At 40.7% G+C, this 20,897-nt stretch carries 22 protein-coding genes; 8 read left to right on the top strand and 14 right to left on the bottom strand.

Going from position 1 to position 20,897, the window contains the following annotated elements; genetic code table 11:
* Window positions 1-4: 4 nt before the first annotated feature.
* Together TEPIRE1_RS12455 and TEPIRE1_RS12450 are read left to right on the top strand one after the other, a co-directional pair.
* Complete coding sequence (locus TEPIRE1_RS12455; protein ID WP_013779508.1) at window positions 5-1,669, top strand: hypothetical protein; 1,665 nt, start codon at window positions 5-7, stop codon at window positions 1,667-1,669.
* Window positions 1,670-1,678: 9 nt separating this feature from the next.
* A complete protein-coding gene (locus TEPIRE1_RS12450; protein WP_013779507.1) occupies window positions 1,679-3,196 on the top strand; it encodes an S-layer homology domain-containing protein in 1,518 nt (505 codons plus the stop codon).
* A 318-nt stretch (window positions 3,197-3,514) separates the two neighbouring features.
* Here the strand turns inward: TEPIRE1_RS12450 and TEPIRE1_RS12445 are convergent, their stop codons facing one another.
* From TEPIRE1_RS12445 to TEPIRE1_RS12420, 5 genes are all read right to left on the bottom strand, one after another.
* Window positions 3,515-4,879 (bottom strand): PFL family protein, encoded by a 1,365-nt coding sequence (locus tag TEPIRE1_RS12445; RefSeq protein ID WP_013779506.1) that lies wholly within the window; start codon window positions 4,877-4,879, stop codon window positions 3,515-3,517.
* A 12-nt stretch (window positions 4,880-4,891) separates the two neighbouring features.
* Complete coding sequence (locus TEPIRE1_RS13710) at window positions 4,892-5,074, bottom strand: ACT domain-containing protein (RefSeq protein WP_269450251.1); 183 nt, start codon at window positions 5,072-5,074, stop codon at window positions 4,892-4,894.
* 151 nt (window positions 5,075-5,225) lie between these two features.
* Window positions 5,226-5,495 (bottom strand): ACT domain-containing protein, encoded by a 270-nt coding sequence (locus TEPIRE1_RS12435; RefSeq protein ID WP_015295939.1) that lies wholly within the window; start codon window positions 5,493-5,495, stop codon window positions 5,226-5,228.
* Window positions 5,496-5,774: 279 nt separating this feature from the next.
* Complete coding sequence (locus TEPIRE1_RS12425) at window positions 5,775-6,083, bottom strand: ArsR/SmtB family transcription factor (protein ID WP_013779504.1); 309 nt, start codon at window positions 6,081-6,083, stop codon at window positions 5,775-5,777.
* 35 nt (window positions 6,084-6,118) lie between these two features.
* Window positions 6,119-7,474, bottom strand: coding sequence for a radical SAM protein (locus tag TEPIRE1_RS12420; RefSeq protein WP_013779503.1), 1,356 nt, complete (start codon window positions 7,472-7,474; stop codon window positions 6,119-6,121).
* A gap of 426 nt (window positions 7,475-7,900) precedes the next feature.
* Between TEPIRE1_RS12420 and spoIIR the strand changes: the two genes are divergently transcribed.
* The 6 genes from spoIIR to murI all read left to right on the top strand — a co-directional run bounded on the left by spoIIR (window position 7,901) and on the right by murI (window position 13,378).
* A complete protein-coding gene (gene spoIIR / locus TEPIRE1_RS12415) occupies window positions 7,901-8,620 on the top strand; it encodes a stage II sporulation protein R (protein ID WP_013779502.1) in 720 nt (239 codons plus the stop codon).
* A 356-nt stretch (window positions 8,621-8,976) separates the two neighbouring features.
* On the top strand, window positions 8,977-10,479 hold the full coding sequence (locus TEPIRE1_RS12410; RefSeq protein WP_013779501.1) for an aminotransferase class I/II-fold pyridoxal phosphate-dependent enzyme: 1,503 nt from the start codon (window positions 8,977-8,979) through the stop codon (window positions 10,477-10,479).
* An 85-nt stretch (window positions 10,480-10,564) separates the two neighbouring features.
* A complete protein-coding gene (locus TEPIRE1_RS12405) occupies window positions 10,565-10,759 on the top strand; it encodes a small, acid-soluble spore protein, alpha/beta type (RefSeq protein WP_013779500.1) in 195 nt (64 codons plus the stop codon).
* A 124-nt stretch (window positions 10,760-10,883) separates the two neighbouring features.
* A complete protein-coding gene (locus TEPIRE1_RS13705) occupies window positions 10,884-11,414 on the top strand; it encodes a peptidoglycan-binding domain-containing protein (RefSeq protein ID WP_015295936.1) in 531 nt (176 codons plus the stop codon).
* 232 nt (window positions 11,415-11,646) lie between these two features.
* The gene (locus TEPIRE1_RS12395) at window positions 11,647-12,366 is read left to right on the top strand and encodes an outer membrane protein assembly factor BamB family protein (protein ID WP_158505940.1); all 720 of its coding nucleotides are present in this window, start codon (window positions 11,647-11,649) and stop codon (window positions 12,364-12,366) included.
* 202 nt (window positions 12,367-12,568) lie between these two features.
* Complete coding sequence (gene murI, locus TEPIRE1_RS12390; protein WP_013779498.1) at window positions 12,569-13,378, top strand: glutamate racemase; 810 nt, start codon at window positions 12,569-12,571, stop codon at window positions 13,376-13,378.
* A 30-nt stretch (window positions 13,379-13,408) separates the two neighbouring features.
* On the opposite strand, the gene aroQ is transcribed toward murI, so the two are convergent.
* The 9 genes from aroQ to aroF form a co-directional block, all read right to left on the bottom strand.
* The gene (gene aroQ, locus TEPIRE1_RS12385; RefSeq protein WP_013779497.1) at window positions 13,409-13,840 is read right to left on the bottom strand and encodes a type II 3-dehydroquinate dehydratase; all 432 of its coding nucleotides are present in this window, start codon (window positions 13,838-13,840) and stop codon (window positions 13,409-13,411) included.
* 62 nt (window positions 13,841-13,902) lie between these two features.
* On the bottom strand, window positions 13,903-14,418 hold the full coding sequence (locus TEPIRE1_RS12380; RefSeq protein ID WP_013779496.1) for a shikimate kinase: 516 nt from the start codon (window positions 14,416-14,418) through the stop codon (window positions 13,903-13,905).
* Window positions 14,418-15,233, bottom strand: coding sequence for a shikimate dehydrogenase (gene aroE, locus TEPIRE1_RS12375; protein WP_013779495.1), 816 nt, complete (start codon window positions 15,231-15,233; stop codon window positions 14,418-14,420). Before aroE ends, TEPIRE1_RS12380 begins: the two co-directional genes overlap by 1 nt.
* Window positions 15,234-15,242: 9 nt before the next feature.
* A complete protein-coding gene (locus TEPIRE1_RS12370) occupies window positions 15,243-15,530 on the bottom strand; it encodes a chorismate mutase (protein ID WP_023211643.1) in 288 nt (95 codons plus the stop codon).
* A complete protein-coding gene (aroC, locus tag TEPIRE1_RS12365; protein WP_013779493.1) occupies window positions 15,509-16,618 on the bottom strand; it encodes a chorismate synthase in 1,110 nt (369 codons plus the stop codon). Before aroC ends, TEPIRE1_RS12370 begins: the two co-directional genes overlap by 22 nt.
* On the bottom strand, window positions 16,596-17,900 hold the full coding sequence (gene aroA / locus TEPIRE1_RS12360) for a 3-phosphoshikimate 1-carboxyvinyltransferase (RefSeq protein WP_013779492.1): 1,305 nt from the start codon (window positions 17,898-17,900) through the stop codon (window positions 16,596-16,598). Before aroA ends, aroC begins: the two co-directional genes overlap by 23 nt.
* A 28-nt stretch (window positions 17,901-17,928) precedes the next feature.
* Window positions 17,929-18,996 (bottom strand): 3-dehydroquinate synthase, encoded by a 1,068-nt coding sequence (aroB, locus tag TEPIRE1_RS12355; protein WP_013779491.1) that lies wholly within the window; start codon window positions 18,994-18,996, stop codon window positions 17,929-17,931.
* Complete coding sequence (locus TEPIRE1_RS12350) at window positions 18,965-19,849, bottom strand: prephenate dehydrogenase (RefSeq protein WP_013779490.1); 885 nt, start codon at window positions 19,847-19,849, stop codon at window positions 18,965-18,967. The genes aroB and TEPIRE1_RS12350 overlap by 32 nt, the downstream gene beginning before the upstream one ends.
* A 10-nt stretch (window positions 19,850-19,859) precedes the next feature.
* On the bottom strand, window positions 19,860-20,873 hold the full coding sequence (gene aroF, locus TEPIRE1_RS12345) for a 3-deoxy-7-phosphoheptulonate synthase (protein ID WP_013779489.1): 1,014 nt from the start codon (window positions 20,871-20,873) through the stop codon (window positions 19,860-19,862).
* Window positions 20,874-20,897: the final 24 nt, after the last annotated feature.

The following is a 20,897-nucleotide window of genomic DNA, read 5'->3' as shown; positions in this document are numbered from 1 at the left end:
AGGCATGAAAGGACTTAAAGCACAGATATTAATTTTAATGATACTCACTGTAATGATATTTCTTCCGGTCGGTTATACAAAAGAGGCATCGGCCTATCAATCCGTTGAGGGTTATATCGAAGATTTAAACGCCAGTGAATTAAGGATTGAGATAGAAGATTATGAGGGGAATATTAAGCGGTGGCAAGTTACGACTGATACAGTTCTTCTAATTGATGATACACCTGCAGAGCTCAAGGATTTTAAAATAGGAATGGAAATATACGCCGAATATAATAGAAACAGTTTGACATATATGGAAAGCTGGTCTACTGAAAATCCGGGATATATTCCGCCAAATGGCAAAGTCAGATCGGGCATTGTTAAAAAAATAGACCGGAATCAGCTCATCTTGCGGCTTACCACCGGCAAAGAAGAAACCTATTTTACAAGTCCTGCTACCATTGCAATAAAAAATGGGTTAAATGTTCCTTTAAGCACTTTGTATGAAGGGGATATGGTGAGGTTATATTTTGATGAAAAAGACTCTACTATTATCAGCCGAATGAATATTCAGGGCGATTCCGTCAAAATTAAAGGCCTGTATAAAGGTCGGCTTGATGTTGCCAACCTCTTGGATAATACGCTTGTGCTAAAAGATGCTCAGATTTTCCAAAATGGGAATTGGCAGGAGATGAAAAACATCCTCCGCATAGACTATTCTAAGGATTTTCCGGTATACTGCGGCGGACTGCCGCTATCTTATAATAATATGAAATATTTTCAGGGTAAAACGGCTTATTTAGCGGTAAAGGACTTTTTTAGCGCAGATATGGCAGAAAAAATGGTGATAAAAAGCCAATATGAAACAACGTTCAGCGATAAGATTGAGGAGATAAACTGGTACGCTTCAGCTTTTGAACTAAAGAATAAACGAAATATCGAGTTTGACGAAGGTACCATATTCATTAAAAATCAGCGATTGGTTGACGGTTATTCAATGGTTCCAGGATGTGATGCATTTGTTGTAGCCGACGGTCGAGGCAGTAAAGCTTTAGCCAGTGTGGTATATATCTATAACCAAGACATAAACAATTCCAATATAGGGCAGTATTATCTGTATGCAGGCAAGCTTGACAAGGTAGTGGAAAATCAAGTTACTATCGAGGATTTCTTTATCTTAAATCGCAATGATTGGGAGTCTTTCGATGATGAAAAAGAGCTTTACTATGACAACGATACCTATATTTTCGATATGGAAGAAGTGAAACAAATAACCCCTGAGGAATTTTTTGCTATGGATTATGCAGTAGATGAAGACAGCAGTTCTTCCAGACGCCAAGGCCTAAAGTCATGGTATGCATATGCGTATACCGATGGAGACAGGATTGTGGCAATAGCCCTGAAAAAAGACATGGATTCTCTGCTCAGACAGCGGGTAACGATAGGTACTGTGGAAAATGTGGAAGAAGATGCGCTTGTAGGGATAAAGGTGACGCTTCGAGATGCCAAGGATTGGAGCAGCCGAAATGAAAAGTGGATGGCGAAGTCTTTGCCGGTTAGTATGCGCGTTGAAAAAGCTCTGCTGATAAAAGACGACCGCACCATATCCTGGGATGAATTAAAACCGGGTGATAATATATACGCAGTAAGAGATGATTTTGAAGGCAAATTCTTATTGGTAAAGTAGGGAGCAGATATGATTAAAAAACTGATGATATGTTTTATGCTAACATTACTACTGATGAGCCCCCTGCAGGCCTATGGGGCACCGTCCGGCTTTGACGGAGGGGTCAATAATGAATACCAGTATGAGGAGATCGTTTTTATCACCGGAGAGCCTATGAAGTTTTCAGGGGAACTAGATGTGAAGGTATCGGAAGGCAAGAATGGAGATACTGAGACGGTCAAATATACATATAATCTCACTAACAAAGACGAAACAATAAAAACCAAACTGACAAGAAAAGTTACTTTTGTTACGGAGTTTACTGAGCGAAACGATAAAGGGCAGGTCATCGGCCAGACTACTTTGACTAACTACTCGGAGAAAATAGAAATAGGCAAAGATAAGTATGAATTAGAGGACTTCCAGTTTTCTAAATCAGATGTTATAGATAAGCGGCCGGCATCTGATTTTTATTCGGGTAATTTTGAAGGCAGGAAATACTACACTGTAAACCGTGACGAAGGCCAGATTGTGGTTACTATCTCCGGCGGTGATGTTGGGTACGAAAATTTTTGGGGCAGCACAGAAACCCAGATTATTAATTACTATATCACCTCAAATCGAAAGGTAACCGACGAAGATGGTGATTCGGAAACGGTGTCTTGGGAGGGCAGTGTAAAGGCACAGGTTTCAGACAGCCTGACAAAAAAACTGGTGTATTCGGAAAATGAAGCCAGCCTTTCCAGTTTTAATGGCGGGTATATACGGACAACCAATCGTGAGATGGTTTCACGATATGAATATGACCTTCCGCGTATGCAAGATAATATCCCTGATAAAAAGCGCCGCACAAGTGACCGAATAAACCTTTCGGCAAAGATGGTTCCGAAAGTAGAACGGTTAGTTGTGCCTAAATTCCGGGATGTCGGGGGTCACTGGGCGGAGGAATATATAACAAAGCTATACTCCCTTGATGTCTTCGATGAAAGCCAAAACTTCTTCACCCCTGAAATTCCTATGACCCGAGTGGAGTTTACCAAGGGAGTTATTAGAGCTTGTGACATAAGGCCCTCCATGGAAGAGGCAGAAAAGGAAAGCAAAAGAAGAACAAGTCGGCGAAAGGAGCCGCCTGAAGAATCGCCTTTTAAAGATGTAGAAGTTGAAGATGAGGATTATCAATATATAAAGCAAGGCTTAGAAAAGGGTATCATAACAGGGGTATCCAGCGATTACTTTAAACCAAAAGCTTCGCTGACAAAGGCAGAAGCCATTACAATACTTATCAGAGCTTTAGGTTTTGGCAGCAGAGCTCCCAATCCGGGTTACTATACATCTTTTTCCGATGATGATAAAATTCCCTCTTGGGCTCGCGACAGTGTATATGTAGCCAGGGAAATAGGCATCATCGAGGGTGACAGCTACAACAGGTTTAATCCCAACAAGGTTATGACGCGAGCAGAAGCATCAGCCATGTTGGTAAGATTCCTGGAATTCCTAGAGAAAGATTTGCAGCAGGATTATCGTGAAAATATCATACTTTATAATTAAAAATGATTTAAAAAATAAAAATGCCGCAGATAAATTTAAAAACCTGCGGCATTTTGACATTTAATGCAAAACAAATATTCCTGAAACAAAAGTTTTAAGACCATTTTCCTATTGCATTTTTTTATTAACATTCATGTGGATAAGTTATCCCCATTGGGGAAAAGTAGCCTGCCATTAGAAGAAATCAAAGGGACAAGGATTTAAGTTATTAACACCTGTGCATAACTCTGTGGATAACTTAATCATTTAGGCCTATTTTAGCTAAAAAATTGATTTATTGCAATTATCTTACAGCCTTGATGTCTGACTGTTGATTTATTAATTTGTCAAACTCTGTATAGGTGGAGGAATCTGGCCGCCTCTTTGGGCAAAGACTGACGAATCAAAGGAACTAACTGGCATTACCGGAGCTCGTCCTAAAAGGCCGCCGAATTCTACAAAATCCCCGGCCTTTTTGCCGGGAGCCGGTATTATTCTCACGGCAGTTGTCTTTTTATTCATAACTCCTATGGCCATTTCATCGGCAATGATAGCGGTGATGGTTTCGGCAGATGTATCACCGGGAATGGCTATCATGTCAAGGCCTACTGAACACACACAGGTCATTGCCTCAAGCTTTTCTATGGTAAGTGCGCCATCGGCTGCAGCGCGTATCATGCCTGCATCTTCACTGACGGGGATAAATGCGCCGGAAAGGCCTCCTACATAAGAAGTAGCCATGGCACCACCTTTTTTAACCGCATCATTTAGAAGCGCTAAAGCTGCAGTTGTTCCCGGGGCACCACAGCGTTCAAGGCCGATTGCTTCTAAAATATTTGCTATGCTGTCGCCTACCGCAGGAGTCGGAGCAAGGGACAGGTCTATGATGCCGAAGGGCACTCCCAATCTTCGGGATGCCTCACGACCGATAAGCTCTCCTACACGGGTAATTTTAAAAGCCATTCGTTTAATAACCTCTGACACCTCGCCTAAATCAGCTTCTGTAGAAAGATTAGATACAACCGTATTTACCACTCCGGGTCCGCTGATACCCACATTTATTGCGGTTTCCGGTTCGCCAGGCCCATGAAAGGCCCCTGCCATAAAAGGATTGTCATCAGGAGCATTGGCAAAAACCACCAGTTTAGCGGCACCGATTCCGTCTTGTTTTTCGGTTAATTGCGCCACTTCTTTGATTATACTGCCCATAGCCCGGACCGCATCCATATTTATTCCCGCTTTGCTGGTAGCCACATTGACGGAAGAACAAACGCGCTCCGTGCCTGAAAGGGCTTCGGGAATACAATTGAGCAGGTTCATATCTCCCCGGGTAAAACCCTTTTGCACCAGTGCAGAAAACCCGCCTATAAAATCAATACCTAGTTCTTTTGCGGCTCTATCCATGGCAAAGGCTATTGGAGTATAATCGCTTTCCTTGCAGCTTTCAGCCACCAGAGCAATTGGAGTTACAGAAATTCGCTTATTCACTATGGGTATGCCGAATTCCTTTTCAAGTTCAAGGGCTACAGGCACCAATTCGCTGCCTTTTTCCATTAACTTATCATAAATCTTATCGGCCACACAAGAAATCGAAGGACCTGCACAATCCCTAAGGCTTATTCCCAGTGTAACAGTTCTAATGTCCAATTGCTCTGCTTGCACCATGCGTATTGTTTCAATGATTTCATCTCGGGTAAAGTTCATTACTGTCACTCCTTATATTCTGTGCATAAAATGAAATACTTCTTCCCGCTGAGCATCAACACGAACTGCCAGCTCCTGTCCCTTTTGAGAGAGCCTGGATTTTAATGCATCAAAATCTATATTTGACTTGCTGATATCTACAACCATAATCATGGTAAAAAGCCCTTCGATTGCGGTTTGAGTAATATCAAGAATGTTCAGGCAGGCACGATTACATGGCCTTCAAAAATTGTAGATGAACTTTCGGGAAACAATTCCGAGCTTTTCCAAAGTCTTTCGCCGGATTTTAAATCTATGGCAAGGACTTCTTTTCGAGTTGTTACGATTAATCTGTCCGCCGAGCAATTTAATCGACATTGGATTTTGCAAGCACATCGGATATGCCGGCGATAATCCCAACTCGGTCTTCCCCTATAACAGATATAACGGCGCGAACACTTGAGATGCCGTTGGAATAACCGGGTTCAGGCACCTGCTGTTTGCCTACGTACAATTTCATTCCCTGCTTTGCCGCATATATCCGGGCTTCTTTGGTTATAAGTGTTCCAGGCGGGAATTCAATGATTTCTTCGCCTTTATGTTGTTTTAATACATCAAGAGTAACCAATATTTCCATAAAAATGTAACCGATTAATGAATATAACCGGCTAAAACACCTCCAGTTAATGTTATTATGTAACAAGTATAAAGCAAAAACAGAGAGGTATCAACAATTAAATAAAGATTAATTAAATAAAGATTTGAGTGCAAAAACCAAGTAACTCCATGTGCAAAAGCAATAATAATTAAAAGACTGTTAAAACAGATATGCACTGAAAGAGCATTTATAAAAAGATAAGGGGCTGCTGCATATTGCACAACAGCCCCTTATCTTTCTTTCAGAGATAACCACGTTTTAAGCGCCTTCAAAGGCTTTTTTTCTCATTAGAATAAGCATTTCTTCCAGAGAATTTAAAAACTCACAAATTGCTTCGTCCCTTAAACTATAATACATATACTTGCCCTTGCTGAGGCTTTTAACTATGCCGGTTGTTTTAAGTAGTTTTAGATGTGTTGATATATTAGCCTGCGAACTTCCAACAGTTTCAACTAATTCGGATACGGTTTTTTCCTGTTCTTTTAAGGCTTCAACGATTTTTAATCGCGTATTATCTGCTAGCCCTCGCAGAAACTCAACTTTATACTCAGAAAGGCTTAATACCAACCAAAGGACCTCCTTTTCGGCAACTTATTTAAATATTATTTAACATTTGCAACTGAACTCTTACTCCATTTTTCATCAGCTATTTGACCCCATTTCTGTGCATAAGGGGTAAGCTTTTCAGCAAACTCCTCAGGTGTTTCGTCAGGATTTAGCTGAGTCGGATATGCACCGCTTTCTTTTACAATTTCTACCATCATTTCCGGATTGTCGATAAGAGGGCAAGGCCTGTGGTGATTCATATTAAATGGCTGCCGTTTCTGATATGCTCTCATAAGCGGCGAACCTAAGGCCTCTTTTAATGATACATCTTTTATATTGCAGCTTGCATAATGCACAAATGCACAGGGTTCAACATCGCCTCGGGCATTAATGTGCAGATAACGCTTGCCTCCGGCTATACAGCCATTGGAAGCCTCGCCGTCATTCCAAAAGTCCATGATGAAAATCGGCTTTGTACGTCTGTACTCAAGCACTTTTTCATACATATATGCTCTCTGTTCGGGAGTGGCCATTAGGTCAACATCTACATCTTTTCCCACAGGTATATAAGTGAAATACCAGGCATAAACCACACCCTTATCCACCAGCATATCTACAAATTCTTCGCTTGCCAGCTCTTCTGTATTGTTTCTATTGTATGTTACCGAAACACCGTAAATAAGGCCTGCCTTACGCATACGGTCCATGGCTTCCATTACTTTCTTAAATGTGCCTTTACCTCGGCGGGCATCAGTTGTTTCTTCAAAGCCTTCAATACTAAAGGCCAATGTTATATTTCCCACACGCTTCATTTCGGCGACAAACTCATCATCAACCAAAGTGCCGTTGGTAAACAGCAGGAATGCTTGTGATGGATGCTTTTCAGCTAATTTTATAATATCCTTTTTCCGCATGGTGGGTTCTCCGCCGGACATAATTATAAAGTATATGCCAAGTTCTTCACATTCAGTGAAGACTCTGTCTAAAGTATCAAAATCCAGTTCTTCATGCCGAGAATAATCTCCCGCCCAGCAGCCTATGCAATTTAAGTTGCACCTTTCCGTAGGGTCGATTAAAATAGCCCAAGGCACCGAGTAGCCCAACTCTTTTGCCATTTTCTGCTGTTTTGGAACTCCTAAAAAATTAGCATTTACAAAGAAGTTCAAACCCAGTTTTTCTTTTACTTTAGGATCTGTTTCCAAAAGAATTCTTTGCCCAAGTTTGTACCAGTTAGAGTTTTTGTCTTCTAAAAACTTACTAACAGCCTTAAGATCTTCGCGTTGATGTGCCGGCATGGGTAATTTTTCCGCCCAGCTTATCAACTTCCCGATATCATCCATATCCCGTGACAACAAATACTTAACACCTTGACTTACAACCTTTTCACCAAGATATGTGCGGGCTAGATCCATAGAAACTACCTCCTTATCAATTTCGTTACATAACTACATATAATTATATAACGATATGTTCATATTTTATTATAGTATTAGTGGTGATTTTTGTCAAATAGATTACTGATAAAATTTTATTTTCTTTTTATAATAGTAAGTTATATTGCGTTTTGACCATAAATCCAGCAAAAGAAGGTTTCTGCTCAGGAATTAAGTTTACACTATTATCGTGATGACTGGAAGTTATTTACATAATTATAGCAGCAAGATTATGGAGAAGATATGAAAGAACTGAGAAGATATATCCTGATGTAGAAATCCATATAATGATACATACAATGGTTAAAAATATTATAGTTTGCAATAAAAAAATATAAATGCGTGATTATAAAAAGCAGTTTTGGGAACAATAATAACAAAGCCTTAAGACAGGGGAGAGGTCATATGCAATACAAATCAAAGTTGTTTAAGAAAACTGCAATAGTCACTATTTGTATACTTTTAATGTCATTGCTTGCGGCATTGGCAGGTACAAGCGGCATGGCCGGCGGCATAGGTATAGACAGTGATACATGTGATGTTACGGCACAGCAGCTTTCATCGAAGCTTATTAGACTTCATGTCATCGCCAACAGCGACTCTCCCGAGGACCAAGACTTAAAACTCCGGGTAAGAGATGCGATAGTAGAAACCTTTGACAAAAAATTTGAAGGCATTGATGATATCAACGTATCTCGGGAATTTATAAAGAATAACTTGAAATACATTGAAGAAATAGCAAGCGAAGAAATCAAAAAAAGCGGCAAAAACTACAGTGTGACTGCTATGTTTGGTAAATTTTTATTTCCGGTCAAAAACTATGGATATATCACTCTTCCGGCCGGAGAATATGAAGCACTGCGAGTAATTATAGGGAACGGCAAAGGAGCCAATTGGTGGTGCATACTATTCCCTCCTCTATGCTTTGTAGATGTAAGCCAAAAGCAAGATCCGGATGAAACAAGGATGCGAATGAGCCAAGTGCTGACACCGAAAGAAATGGCCGCAATAGAAACAGCCAAAGCACCCGAAGACGTTCCCATAGAAATCCGATTCAAAGTGTTGGACTGGTGGGAAGAGACGAAAGGAAAAATCAATAAAACTATTAAGCTCACCTTTAAATAAACTAAATAAACATCCCTGCCATAATAAAGCCCAAGCTCGGCAAGCATAAGCACGAGTTTGGGCTTTATATATTGCCTTTTTATTTGCAGTTAAAAAAACCCGTAATATTGCGCAATGCCCTGCTATACACTCCAATGTATTTCTATCAATAATAATTTCAATAAATCACTGAGGTTCATACAGTTTCCTCTTACTTGCTACATATTTTACAAAAAAAATTTTAATATAGTATTGAAATTAGATAGAAACTGTGCTTTAATTGTATTTGCTTAAAAGAATATTAAAATTGAAGCCTTGGCAAATTAGCATGTATATCAGTTGGCTTCTAATAGAAATTGAAAGGGGAGTGACTCTAAATGAAATTCAACGAGCAGCAAAAAACACCGCTTTTTGCCGCCCTGAAGAAGTATGTGGAAGACAAGACCATTTCATTCCATGTACCCGGACACAGAGGCGGCAGAGGAATACCTGAGTTTTGTGATTTTGTGGGAGAAAACATAATGTCAATCGATGTTACTTCCGGAATTTTAGATCTTGATACTATATGTAATCCCTTGGGAGTTATCCATGAAGCAGAAGATTTAGCGGCTCGTGCCTTTGGTGCGGATCATGCTCATTTTCTTGTAAATGGTACTACTTCGGGTATTCAGGCTATGATATTATCAGTAGCCGGACCCGGCGATGAAATAATTGTTCCCAGAAATGCCCATCGTTCAGTGGTAGGAGGCTTAATCTTAAGTGGTGTACATCCGGTTTATATAAAACCCGTTATCAATGACTATATGGGAATAGCCATGGGTATAACTGCGGATAGTGTCAGACGTGCTCTGGTGGAACATCCAAATGCCAAGGCGGTTTTTGTGATAAATCCAACATACTATGGTGTGGCATCGGATCTTAAAAAAATTGTAGAAATTGCTCATTCATATGGCAAGCCGGTGATAGTCGACGAAGCACATGGAGCTCATTTAGGATTTCACCCCGATTTACCTATGTCGGCTATGCAAGCCGGAGCAGATATGAGTGCTGCAAGTATGCATAAGCTTGCAGGTTCTATGACTCAAAGCTCCATTTTATTGATAAAAAGTGATTTGATCGATGACAGAAGAGTTAAAGCAGCCATGAACTTGACTCAAACCACAAGCCCATCGTATCCACTCATGGCTTCCCTTGATGTTGCCCGCAGGCAAATGGCCATAAACGGCAGACAGATGCTTGATGTGACAATAGAGCGGTGTGAAAGGGCAAGACGGTTGTTAAATGATATAAATGGTATTTATGTAATGGGACATGATGTAGAAGGCACTGAAGGTTGTTTCGCATATGACCCGACAAAGCTTGCTATAAACTTAAGAGAATTAGGCTTATCCGGTTTTGAAACCGAAAAGTTGTTAAAATACAAATATCATATTCAGATGGAACTTTCAGATTTGTATAATGTGCTGGCTGTGGGAGCAATAGGCGACAGTGAAGAGAGTATCAGTGCTTTGATTGCAGCAATAAGGGATATCGCATTAAAATACAGCCGTAAAAATGTCATAAAAATAAGTGCCGAACTTCCGGAAAACCAGGAAATGGTAGTTTCTCCCCGATTTGCCTTCTATAGTGAAAAACGAGTCGTTCCCTTAGAAGAAGCCGAAGGCGAAATCAGCACCGAGATGCTTATGGCATATCCTCCCGGAATTCCAATCCTATGCCCCGGTGAACGCATAACCAGGGAAGTTATAGAATATGCTAAAGCATTGAATTCCGAAGGCTGCCATTTGCAGGGCACGGAAGACCCCGACGCCAAGTCGATAAAGGTATTAGCCGATATAGAATCGGTGAAATATTATGAGAGAATAAAGCAAGTTGTATAAAAACAATTGGTAAAATAATTCAACATAAACAATAGCCTTTAAAGGCAAAATAATAATAGTGCGTTATAAAAAAGGAGGCATGCTCATGGCTGCTCGTCGTCGTAGTGTCATGTCTGAGGACCTCAAGTATGAACTTGCAAAGGAACTTGGTGTGGCTGACACGGTGGCGAAAGAAGGATGGGGTGGAGTTTCTTCCAGAAATTGTGGTAATTTGGTAAGACTTGCTATTGAAAAAGCGGAAAAAGCACTGGCCGAAGAGAATGGGAACCCCAAGAAATAGCAACTCCTGAAGAAAGCGCACAAGAACCAGGGCGATATTTGCCCTGGTTTTTATAGTCCCCGTAACCAATTAACCCTTCGTCGAATATACTAAATATATCTTCTAATAGGCAGGTGGTGATTCCTTGAGACTACCTGTAATACCTTTTGGCAGTCGACCGCTTAAAAAACAAAAGCCGCTATTGAAAGGCAGTGATGTGCGTCATTTGCAGCAGGTATTAAAGAGACTGGGAGTCTTTAATGCTCGTATTGATGGAGTGTTCGGCTATGAGACCATGCAAGCAGTCAGAGAATTCCAAAGGGCTTTTCATATAAAACAAAACGGTATCGTGGATGATGATGAATTTGAAATACTAAAAGAACTTATGCGATGCGGCATCAATAAATGGCGCACAATACAACGGGATTATAGGCATTCGGGCTATTCGCCTGTTCCAATCCCCAAACAACTTAAAATCAGCTGGATTAGGCCCATCCCTGATATAATCGGATTAAATTGCTCGGCGGACAGATTAATCGTAACAACTCGAAAAGAAGTCCTTGCCATAGATTTAAAATCCGGCGAAAGACTTTGGAAAAGCTCGGAATTGTTTCCCGAAAGTTCATCTACAATTTTTGAAGGCCATGTAATCGTGCCTGCCTGGCGCTTAGCTTAGCTTCTGCTGAAGTAGAAGTAATAGCTGGAGCACTTCCGATATTTGTGAAAGTTATATTCTTTAACGTATCAGGTGCACCTGTAGTGATGACTGTGTCTTTTTTCACAGCTTTACTAAACTTAATTTGAACTTCTTTAGCATTAATAGCACTTACACTTACAACCTTAAGTTCCTCGTCAGTGTCTAAATCAACTGGAACTAGGCCTACAACAGCTTCATCTATTCCGGCAGTTTGGCAATTTTAGACTTTTACTCAGGGAAAACTCAAAAAACCTTAAAACAGGATAACTTCATTTTGCCGGCAGCAGCCAACAAAACACAAATTTATGCTCCTTCTTCCGGAACCCTCTATTGTTTTAATCAAAGTGGCGATATGAAATGGAATTATAAAACCTACGGAGCCTATATTACTTCTCCAGCCATAGGTTATGACTTTGTTTATTTTGCCTCATATGACAGATGTATTTACTGTTTGGATGAAAAAGGTATTCTTTGCTGGAAAACCAAGATATCGGATATCATACAAATACCTCCGGCCATATGGGACGGCAAGGTTTTTACCATTTCATGCGATTCATGGGTTTCTGCTTTAAATCCATTGGTGGGGGAAATCATTTGGAGGAAGAAGATTGCCGATGAGGAGTTTATGATGCCGGCCTTTCATCAGGATTTTATGCTGCTGGCAAATTACAGAGGTGAAGTTACCGCACTGAGTTTTCAGAGAGCAGAGGTTATATGGGTCATAGATTTGCCGGATGCTCCGACTACTTTGCCCATTGTATGCCCCAATACATTTTTTATAGGCACAGAGAGTGGCCTTATGGCTTATGATATCAAAACATTAGATGCTAAAACGCATCTTGAAGGTAAAAAAATAACTGCAATAGTTCCGGGGGCCATGAGCTTATTTGCAGCAACTCAACGAGAACTGATAAAACTTTCTCCCGAGTAAAAAGCAGGTTTATAAATCACTCGAAAACGATTTTTAAACCTGTTTTTTAAGTGTTCTATAGACTCTGTTTAAGTTTATACTTTTATTGTTATAGAAAGTGAAGTATAATATTATCTGATAAAATTTCTTTTGACAGCCGCACTTTTGCGCTCGAATTTGGATTTGCATAAATAAACTACAATAATTGGGACGGAGATAAATCATGGATGTTAGAAATAAACCCATAGGAGTTTTTGATTCAGGTATCGGAGGCCTGACTGTGGCCGGAGAAATTATGAAGCTGCTACCTAAAGAAAATATTGTATATTTTGGGGATACCGCTCGAGTGCCTTATGGGCCTAAATCCTCGGAAGTTGTTACACAATTTGCCTTTGAGGGACTTAGATTCTTACTGGGCAAGGATGTAAAACTGATTGTAATAGCGTGTAACACTGTCAGCGCTACATGTCTCGATAAACTTTGTGCATCATCACCGGTACCGGTCATAGGAGTGATAGAGCCGGGAGCAAGGGCGGCAGTGGCTGCCACTGAAAACCAAGTGGTCGGAGTAATCGGCACCGAACGCACCATAAAGAGTTGTGCATATGAAAGGGCTATACATGCACTAAATAAGCAAATAAAAATACATTCAAAAGCCTGTCCTCTCTTTGTGCCTTTAGTAGAGGAAGGATGGTTGGAAAATGAGGCTGCCTTTTATACTGCTAAAACCTATTTAGAATCTTTAAAGAAGCAGGGAATTGATACATTAGTGCTGGCATGTACACATTACCCCCTTTTAAAGCTTACTCTGGGGAAGGTTATGGGGGAAACTGTCCGGCTGGTGGATTCGGCTTGGGAAACAGCAAGAGAAGTACAACGTATTTTAATTGACAAAAACCTAAAGCGGCAGGACAATTCCCCGGCGTTTTACCAATACTTTGTCAGCGACAATCCGGAAAAATTTGTACAGGTAGGTGAAAATTTCTTAAAAAGACCTATAAATCCTATAAATGTAATCGACCCTCAAATTTAAATCCAATATATCCGATATATTTTTTGATTATTATTCTAAGATATTTTTCAATGCAAGCATTGCCATTATATATCCATAAATACCAAAACCGCAAATCTGCCCGATGCACGCTCCGGCAGTAACCGATTTTTTTCTGAATTCTTCCCTTGCCTGAATATTACTTATATGCACTTCTACTGCCGGAATGTCAATGGCTTTTAAGGCATCATATATGGCAATACTATAATGGGTGTAGGCTCCGGGATTTATTATGATACCATCATACTTGCCGTATGCGCCCTGAATATAGTTGATTATTTCTCCTTCGATATTATTTTGGACAATAACCAGGCAAATACCCATTTCCTTTGCACTTTTATACAGCAAGTCGCACATATCTTTATAGGTTTTACCGCCGTATATGTCTTTTTCCCTTATACCCAGCATATTAATATTTGGTCCGTTGATTATAAGTATGTTCATATTTTTTTTACCTTCCTTCATATATATATATCTTTACTACCCTTTGTGGTGCACCGCTAGATTTAAGCATAATTCCTATTTAAAATCTCTATTATTTGCTTTACCGCTTCTAAAATTCCTCTATCATTTAAAATCTCAAAGTCGGAGCATTTTTTGTAAAGCTCATACCTATCCTTATAAAGCCGGTATATGTTATCCCTGTCATTTGCAAGCAGCGGCCTGCAGGAAATTTCTATATCATTGGCTATATCTTCCACAGGGCGATTTATAAAGAATATAATGCCTCTCTTATTTAAAACATGCATATTTTTACTGTCAAGCACTACTCCTCCGCCGGTGGAAATGACAGCATTTGTTTTGCTGCTTATTTCCTTCACCGCACAGCTTTCAAGTGTTCGGAAATGCCTTTCCCCGTATATGGCGAAAATTTCCGTTATTCTTTTCCCGGATTTGCGTTCAATATATTCATCCAAATCATAAAAGCACATATTAATCTTTTTTGCTAAAATCCTGCCGATACTTGTTTTTCCCGAGCCCGGCATACCTATTAACACGATATTGTCGTAGTTATCTTTCATTATCTGATCTTCCCATCTATTTGCAGATAAACCAGTTCAATAATTTTTTTATCAACAGCAATTTCATTCCACAGCTCTTGAGCTTTTGCCGCCTGAGCCACCAACATATAAAGTCCGTTTATTGCCGGTATATTAAGCTCCTGGGCTGACTTTAAAAGAATGGTCTGTTTTGGATTGTATATGAGATCAATCACAGCTTTGAATTTTGCAACATGGGCAGCACAAACAGGACTGTCTTTCATATTTGGAAACATGCCGACCGGAGTGCAGTTTATCAAAATATCCCTTTCATTTATGCAGTGCAAATCTTCATATGATATAATGCTTAAACCCGGAAATTGCTCCTTGGCCTTTTGAACATGAGTACTTACTAGGGTAATATCTCCTATGTCATTGTCCAAAAGGTATTGCACAATTGCTCTGGATGCGCCTCCTGTCCCCAGGACTACCGCAGTTTTGCCTTTTGGCTCAATATGATGCCTGTCAAGTGTCATGCCAAAACCGTAGTAATCCGTATTATCCCCCGCGATTTTATCTTCTTTTACAATTAATGTATTGACAGCTCCTATTTTTTCAGCTTCATCAGACATATTATCAAGAAACCTGATAATCTCCGTCTTATAAGGAATAGTGACATTTGCGCCCTTTATGCCGAGAGCCTTGAGCCCTAGGACGGCATCATGCAAGTATTTTCTTTTTACCTCAAAAAGCCCGTACTTTCCTAAAACACCGGTTTTAAGGAAAAAACTTTCATGGATTTCCGGTGAAAGGCTATGACTTAAACTTTCACCTATGAGGCCATATATACTGCTCACACCATCACCTCATTGATATTTAGTCTGTTTTTTAAATTCTTCATTCTGAACTTCTTTACTCAACTTAAAAAGCATTGAAAAAAATTCCACAAGCTTAGGTTCAAAACCCCTGTCCTTTAATCTTGCTATATTTTTGTTTAAGACTTCCTTTTCTCTTTCGTCATTTGTTATAGGCATATCATTTGCTATCTTATATAAAGCAATCTTATGCGATATTTCCATCCGCTTTTCAAACAGCTCTACAAGCTTAGCGTCTATTTCATCTATCCGGGCTCTCAGTTCTTCCAATTCGTCCATGCCTCACCATACCTTTCCAAAATCAAATCTAAGATAACAATAGCTGCCGCCGCTTCTATCACCGGTACCGCTCTCGGCACAATACAGGGGTCATGCCTGCCTTTGACTGATATTGTTGCTTCTTGATTTTTTAAAAAATCGACCGTTTGCTGTTGGATGCCTATGGAAGGAGTAGGTTTTATCGCAACCCTAAACACCACCGGCATCCCGTTCGTAATCCCGCCGAGTATGCCGCCGTTATAATTTGTTGCTGTTTTAATTTTATTTTCATCTATTATAAATGCGTCATTTGCTTTAGACCCTCTCATTTTTGTAATATTAAAACCTTCACCGAATTCAACGCCTTTTACTGCCGGTATGGAAAATAAAATATGTGCAAGACAGCTCTCCATACTGTCAAAAAAGGGTGAGCCCAGCCCCGGCTGCAGGTTGAGGACAGCGGTTTCGATAACACCTCCCACCGAATCCCTGTCGTTTTTCGCATCCAATATGCACTGTGCCATTTTTTCGCCTGCATCTCGGTTTAAAACCGGGATTGCGAGGTTTCTTAATTCTTTTAAAGTATTTTCATCGATATTTGCACTGTCAAAGCTTTCGTCTTCCGCATGACAGATGCTTTTTACATGGCTTCCGACGAGGATGTTGTCCATTTGCAAAGCCTGTTTTGCCACTGCTCCTGCAAAAACCAGCGGAGCCGTGAGCCTGCCTGAAAAATGACCTCCGCCACGATAGTCATTAAACCCGCCGTATTTGACGAAACCCGTGTAATCGACATGGCCCGGCCGCAGTAAACTTTTCATCGGGGCATAGTCATCCGATGCACAGTCACTGTTGAAAATTACCGCACAAAGGGGCGTGCCGGTAGTGGCTTCGTTAAAATATCCGCTCAGTATTTCAAAGGAATCACTTTCAGACCGCAAAGTTGAAAGTGGGCTTTTTCCCGGCCGCCTTCGAGCCATTTCTTGCTCAATAAACTCCATATTTAGCCTGATGCCGGAAGGCAGTCCGTCCAAAACGACACCAACGGCCTTGCCATGTGATTCGCCAAAAATAGAGACCTTAAAATTACGCCCGAAAATCGAACTCATCTACCACACCTCCCAACTTTATAAAATCCTTCCAAAACCCCGGGTAAGATTTACTTACCGCATCACTGTGCTTTATGATGACTGGGTTGCGACATCTGACAGAGGCTACGGCAAGTGCCATGGCTATCCTGTGGTCGTTCCAACTGTCAACAATACCGCCATCAAGCATATCCCTACCTTCTATGATAAGGCCGTCGGCAAGTTCCACGATTTTTGCCCCCAAGTGGCTAAGCTCCAAAGATATGGCCTTTAGCCTGTCGGATTCCTTTATTCGCAGCCGCCCGGCATTTAAGATTTGCGTAGTTCCCCGGCTTAAAGCCCCCAGCACAGCAACGATGGGTACCAGGTCGGGGCATTGTGCCGCATCTACAGTTACCCCATGAGTATTTGATGCTTCGACTTTAATAAAATTCTTTCCTATGACAGGCTGTGCGCCCATTTTGCGGATTATATCAACGATGTATTTATCGCCTTGATGTGAATTGATATCTAGATTAAAGCAGGTAATACTACCGCCTAAAACCCCTGCGGCAAGCCAAAAAGCCCCCTGGGAAAAATCTCCCTCCACACGGCAGTCAGCGGCTTTATAAATTTGCCTGCCTTTTATAGAAAACTGCTCATAATCTTGATTTTCCACTTTCACATCAAACCTTTTCAAAGCATCAATCGTAAGGTCTATGTATGCCTTTGATTCTACCGGGGTTGTTGTTATGATAAGGGAGTCGCCTTCCAGCAAGGGAAGGGCAAATAGCAGGCCGGAAATGAATTGGGAGCTTACATTACCTTTTATATTAAATGTATCCGGCTTTAGTTTACCTGCAACAGTCAAAGACGGTTTGTCATTTTCCATAAAATAATTTATGCCATGTTTCCTAAACACATCATAAAACACATCAAGCGGCCTATCAAAAAGCCTTCCACGTCCGATAAACGTAACCTGCTTTCCGTAAGCTAATGCAATCGGTATTAAAAACCTCAGGGTAGAACCGGATTCCTTGCAGTCTATTGTCAAGTTATCCCTGATATTTGCGAGCTTGATTCCCTTAACGGCAACATCATTTGCCTTATCACTGATATAATTGCCGAGGTATCGGATTTTTGCTCCAAATGCCTTTATGCCGTTTTTAGTGGCAATAATATCATCGGAAAACGCAATATTTTGCAATATGCTTTCCCCTTCGGCAAGACCTGCACATATAAGCATGCGGTGGCTTATGCTTTTTGAGGGAGGAATAAAGACTTCACCATTGGGAAAAGGCAATGACACCTCTAGGTTTTTCATTAATAACACCTGCTTTTATATTGGTATTTTAAAAACTAAAAAACTCAAAGACTTTATTTTGACTAATCTTCTCTACAAAACATTCCCCGATGGATTTTAGCAATACAATATTGATATACTTGCCACTGCTTTTTTTATCTGTACCGATAGCATTTATAAGCTCGTTTATATTAGCTTGAGGCAGTTCATAAGGAAGTCCGTATTTTAAAAAGGCCTCTTTCAAGAGTTGGCTTGTGCCGGGTTCGGTTATGCCCATTTGTTCGCTTTTTTTAGTTATCTGGTACATCCCTATCGCCACTCCTTCCCCATGAGTATATGTGATATAATCGAAATATTTTTCTATGGCATGACCCAGGGTATGCCCGAAATTTAATATCATTCGGCAGCCGGTATCTCGCTCGTCCTGTTCCACTACTTCTTTTTTAATATTCAAACATGTAAGTATGATTTGCTCCATATTGCTTAAAAGCTCATCCTTTGTTTTAAAATTCAGAAGCTGTTCAAAAAGACTGCGATTTTTTATGCAGCCATATTTTATTACTTCGCCCATGCCATCGCTGAAAAATCTTTCATCAAGGGTATTCAAAAGGTTTGTATCAATAAATACGGCTTCAGGATGGTAGAAACTGCCGATTAAGTTTTTACCTTCCGGCAAATCGATGCCCACCTTACCGCCTATGCTGCTGTCGACCTGAGCAATAAGGCTTGTGGGAACTTGGACATAAGGGATTCCTCGTAAAAAAGTAGCTGCCGCAAATCCTCCCAAATCTCCCACAACTCCGCCTCCCAATGTAAGAATGCAGTCCCATCGGGTGATTTTGCTATCGAGCAATTCTTTATATACCTTCATAAGCGTAGATGAAGATTTACTTCTTTCTCCTGCGTCAACTACAATTAAATATGTGTCAAAACCTTCTGACTCCAATGAGTTTAATACCTGCTTGCCATAAAGGCCATTGACGTTTTCATCGGTAATAACGGCAACCTTTTCAGCCTTTACTGTATTTTTTAACATACTTCCCAGCCGACAAATCAAACCTTTTTCAATATACACGGTATAAGTTTTATTTCCCGGATTTACATCGAGCGTCAACACTTAAATCAAGCCCCTCCTTTCGCTCGCATGCCTTTGCTAAAAGAGCTTTGAGCCGGGTTTCATCTTGGCTGTCGATGACTTGTATAAAATCTTGTATGCTGTCTTCAAAGATTTTCAAGTGCTTTATAACATAATCCCCATTATCCAGCAGCAGTTGTGACCATAAATCAGGGTTTATGCGGCCAACTCTTGTTATATCCCGAAAGCTGCCTCCGAAATACAGAGTTTCCTTTTCCAAAATTGGATTTAAGACCAATGCCGCAGCAATCACATGGGGGAGATGGCTTACAAAAGCAATCATATTATCATGCTGCTGCGGAGTTAGCCGGACTACATGGCCGAAGCCCAATTGCTTTACGATATCCTCTATTAGTGCAATATTTTCAGGTTTATTTTTTTCGGTAGGTGTTATTAAATAATCCGCACCCTCAAAAATATTTTCCCGTGCAAATTCCAGCCCCTTACTCTCTCGGCCGGCCATGGGGTGTCCGCTTATGTAATCCACATCATCCCTTAAAATCGAGCCTATCTCGGAAATAATGGGCACCTTGATACCTGTAGTATCGGTTATGACGGCGCCGGACTTGAAATTATCCATGTTCTGTCTTATGAATTCCGCAGTTTCCCGAGGATATATGCAAATAAAGACAAAATCAGATTTTTGGAGGGGTTCTTTTGCAGATAAAAAGCCTCGGTTAATAAGTCCCGCACTTTCGGCATAGTCCAACGCATTCGTATTGACATCTATACCCCATAAGTTTTTTGGCTTCAGCCTATCTTTAATGGCCATAGCCAGAGAACCGCCTATAAGTCCAAGTCCGACAACCGTCATACTAAAGTCTGAATAATCCATTTAATCACCTCTATATTTCGCGATTTTGTATTCTGGCTATTTCTCTAATGCTGTCTACCAGATGCTTAAATTTTTCAGGTTTGATGGACTGACTGCCGTCGCACAAGGCATTAGCAGGGTCATTGTGAACCTCTACCATTATACCGTCTGCCCCTACGGCAACTGCAGCCTTTGCAAGAGGTTCTACCATCCACCATATGCCGGAGGCGTGACTGGGGTCTACTATTACCGGAAGATGGCTTGACTTTTTGATGGCAGGGATTGCGCTTAAGTCAAGGGTATTTCGAGTGTAATTTTCAAATGTCCTAATTCCTCTTTCACATAATATGATATTTTCATTGCCGCCGGCCATTATATATTCGGCTGCCATCAAAAGCTCCTCAATAGTTGCCGACAGGCCTCTTTTTAATAAAATGGGTTTTCTGGTCTGGCCTACGGCCTTCAGCAGCTCAAAGTTCTGCATATTTCTTGCGCCTATCTGAATAATATCCACATCTCGTTCATAAAGGTCTAACTTGTCCTGTGACATTAATTCAACAACAATGGGGAGGCCGGTTTTTTCCCGGGCGTATTTTAACAATTCCAGCCCTTCCTCTTTAAGACCTTGGAAACTATAGGGCGATGTCCTGGGCTTAAAAGCACCTCCCCTTAAAAAGCCTGCTCCTGCCTCCTTAACCTTTTCGGCTACATGGATTATCTGTTCCCTGCTTTCAACCGAGCAAGGGCCTGCGATTATTGCAAGCTTGTTCCCACCGATGGTTTTATCGCCTACAGAAATTACGGAATCTTCCGGATGAAAAAGCCGACTGGCCTTTTTATAAGGTTCCTGCACATGAATGACCTTCTTAACACTTTGAATTCCGGTAAAACTCTCGGCATCAACTTTGCTAGTATCTCCCACAATACCTATCAGATGGTAGTTCAAGCCTATGGATTCATACACCTCAAGTTTCATATCCGAGATTTTGCTTTTAACAGTATGGACATCGTCGGGGTCTGCATCGGTCTTCATTACTACTATCATAATACTTATCCCTCCTGAAACAAA

The sequence above is a fragment of the Tepidanaerobacter acetatoxydans Re1 genome (genome assembly GCF_000328765.2).
Taxonomy (GTDB): Bacteria; Bacillota; Thermosediminibacteria; order Thermosediminibacterales; family Tepidanaerobacteraceae; genus Tepidanaerobacter; species Tepidanaerobacter acetatoxydans.
The sequence above is the reverse complement of the archived record's forward strand: the minus strand, read 5'-3'. Positions and strand labels throughout refer to the sequence as shown.

Excerpts from the sequence above, each read along its gene's own strand:
- TEPIRE1_RS12455 (WP_013779508.1), top strand. The coding sequence starts at position 5 with ATGAAAGGACTTAAAGCACAGATATTAATTTTAATGATACTCACTGTA.
- TEPIRE1_RS12450 (WP_013779507.1), top strand. The coding sequence starts at position 1,679 with ATGATTAAAAAACTGATGATATGTTTTATGCTAACATTACTACTGATG.
- TEPIRE1_RS12445 (WP_013779506.1), bottom strand. The coding sequence starts at position 4,879 with ATGAACTTTACCCGAGATGAAATCATTGAAACAATACGCATGGTGCAA.
- TEPIRE1_RS12435 (WP_015295939.1), bottom strand. The coding sequence starts at position 5,495 with ATGGAAATATTGGTTACTCTTGATGTATTAAAACAACATAAAGGCGAA.
- TEPIRE1_RS12420 (WP_013779503.1), bottom strand. The coding sequence starts at position 7,474 with ATGGATCTAGCCCGCACATATCTTGGTGAAAAGGTTGTAAGTCAAGGT.
- spoIIR (WP_013779502.1), top strand. The coding sequence starts at position 7,901 with ATGCAATACAAATCAAAGTTGTTTAAGAAAACTGCAATAGTCACTATT.
- TEPIRE1_RS12410 (WP_013779501.1), top strand. The coding sequence starts at position 8,977 with ATGAAATTCAACGAGCAGCAAAAAACACCGCTTTTTGCCGCCCTGAAG.
- TEPIRE1_RS12405 (WP_013779500.1), top strand. The coding sequence starts at position 10,565 with ATGGCTGCTCGTCGTCGTAGTGTCATGTCTGAGGACCTCAAGTATGAA.
- murI (WP_013779498.1), top strand. The coding sequence starts at position 12,569 with ATGGATGTTAGAAATAAACCCATAGGAGTTTTTGATTCAGGTATCGGA.
- aroQ (WP_013779497.1), bottom strand. The coding sequence starts at position 13,840 with ATGAACATACTTATAATCAACGGACCAAATATTAATATGCTGGGTATA.
- TEPIRE1_RS12380 (WP_013779496.1), bottom strand. The coding sequence starts at position 14,418 with ATGAAAGATAACTACGACAATATCGTGTTAATAGGTATGCCGGGCTCG.
- TEPIRE1_RS12370 (WP_023211643.1), bottom strand. The coding sequence starts at position 15,530 with ATGGACGAATTGGAAGAACTGAGAGCCCGGATAGATGAAATAGACGCT.
- aroC (WP_013779493.1), bottom strand. The coding sequence starts at position 16,618 with ATGAGTTCGATTTTCGGGCGTAATTTTAAGGTCTCTATTTTTGGCGAA.
- aroA (WP_013779492.1), bottom strand. The coding sequence starts at position 17,900 with ATGAAAAACCTAGAGGTGTCATTGCCTTTTCCCAATGGTGAAGTCTTT.
- TEPIRE1_RS12350 (WP_013779490.1), bottom strand. The coding sequence starts at position 19,849 with ATGGATTATTCAGACTTTAGTATGACGGTTGTCGGACTTGGACTTATA.
- aroF (WP_013779489.1), bottom strand. The coding sequence starts at position 20,873 with ATGATAGTAGTAATGAAGACCGATGCAGACCCCGACGATGTCCATACT.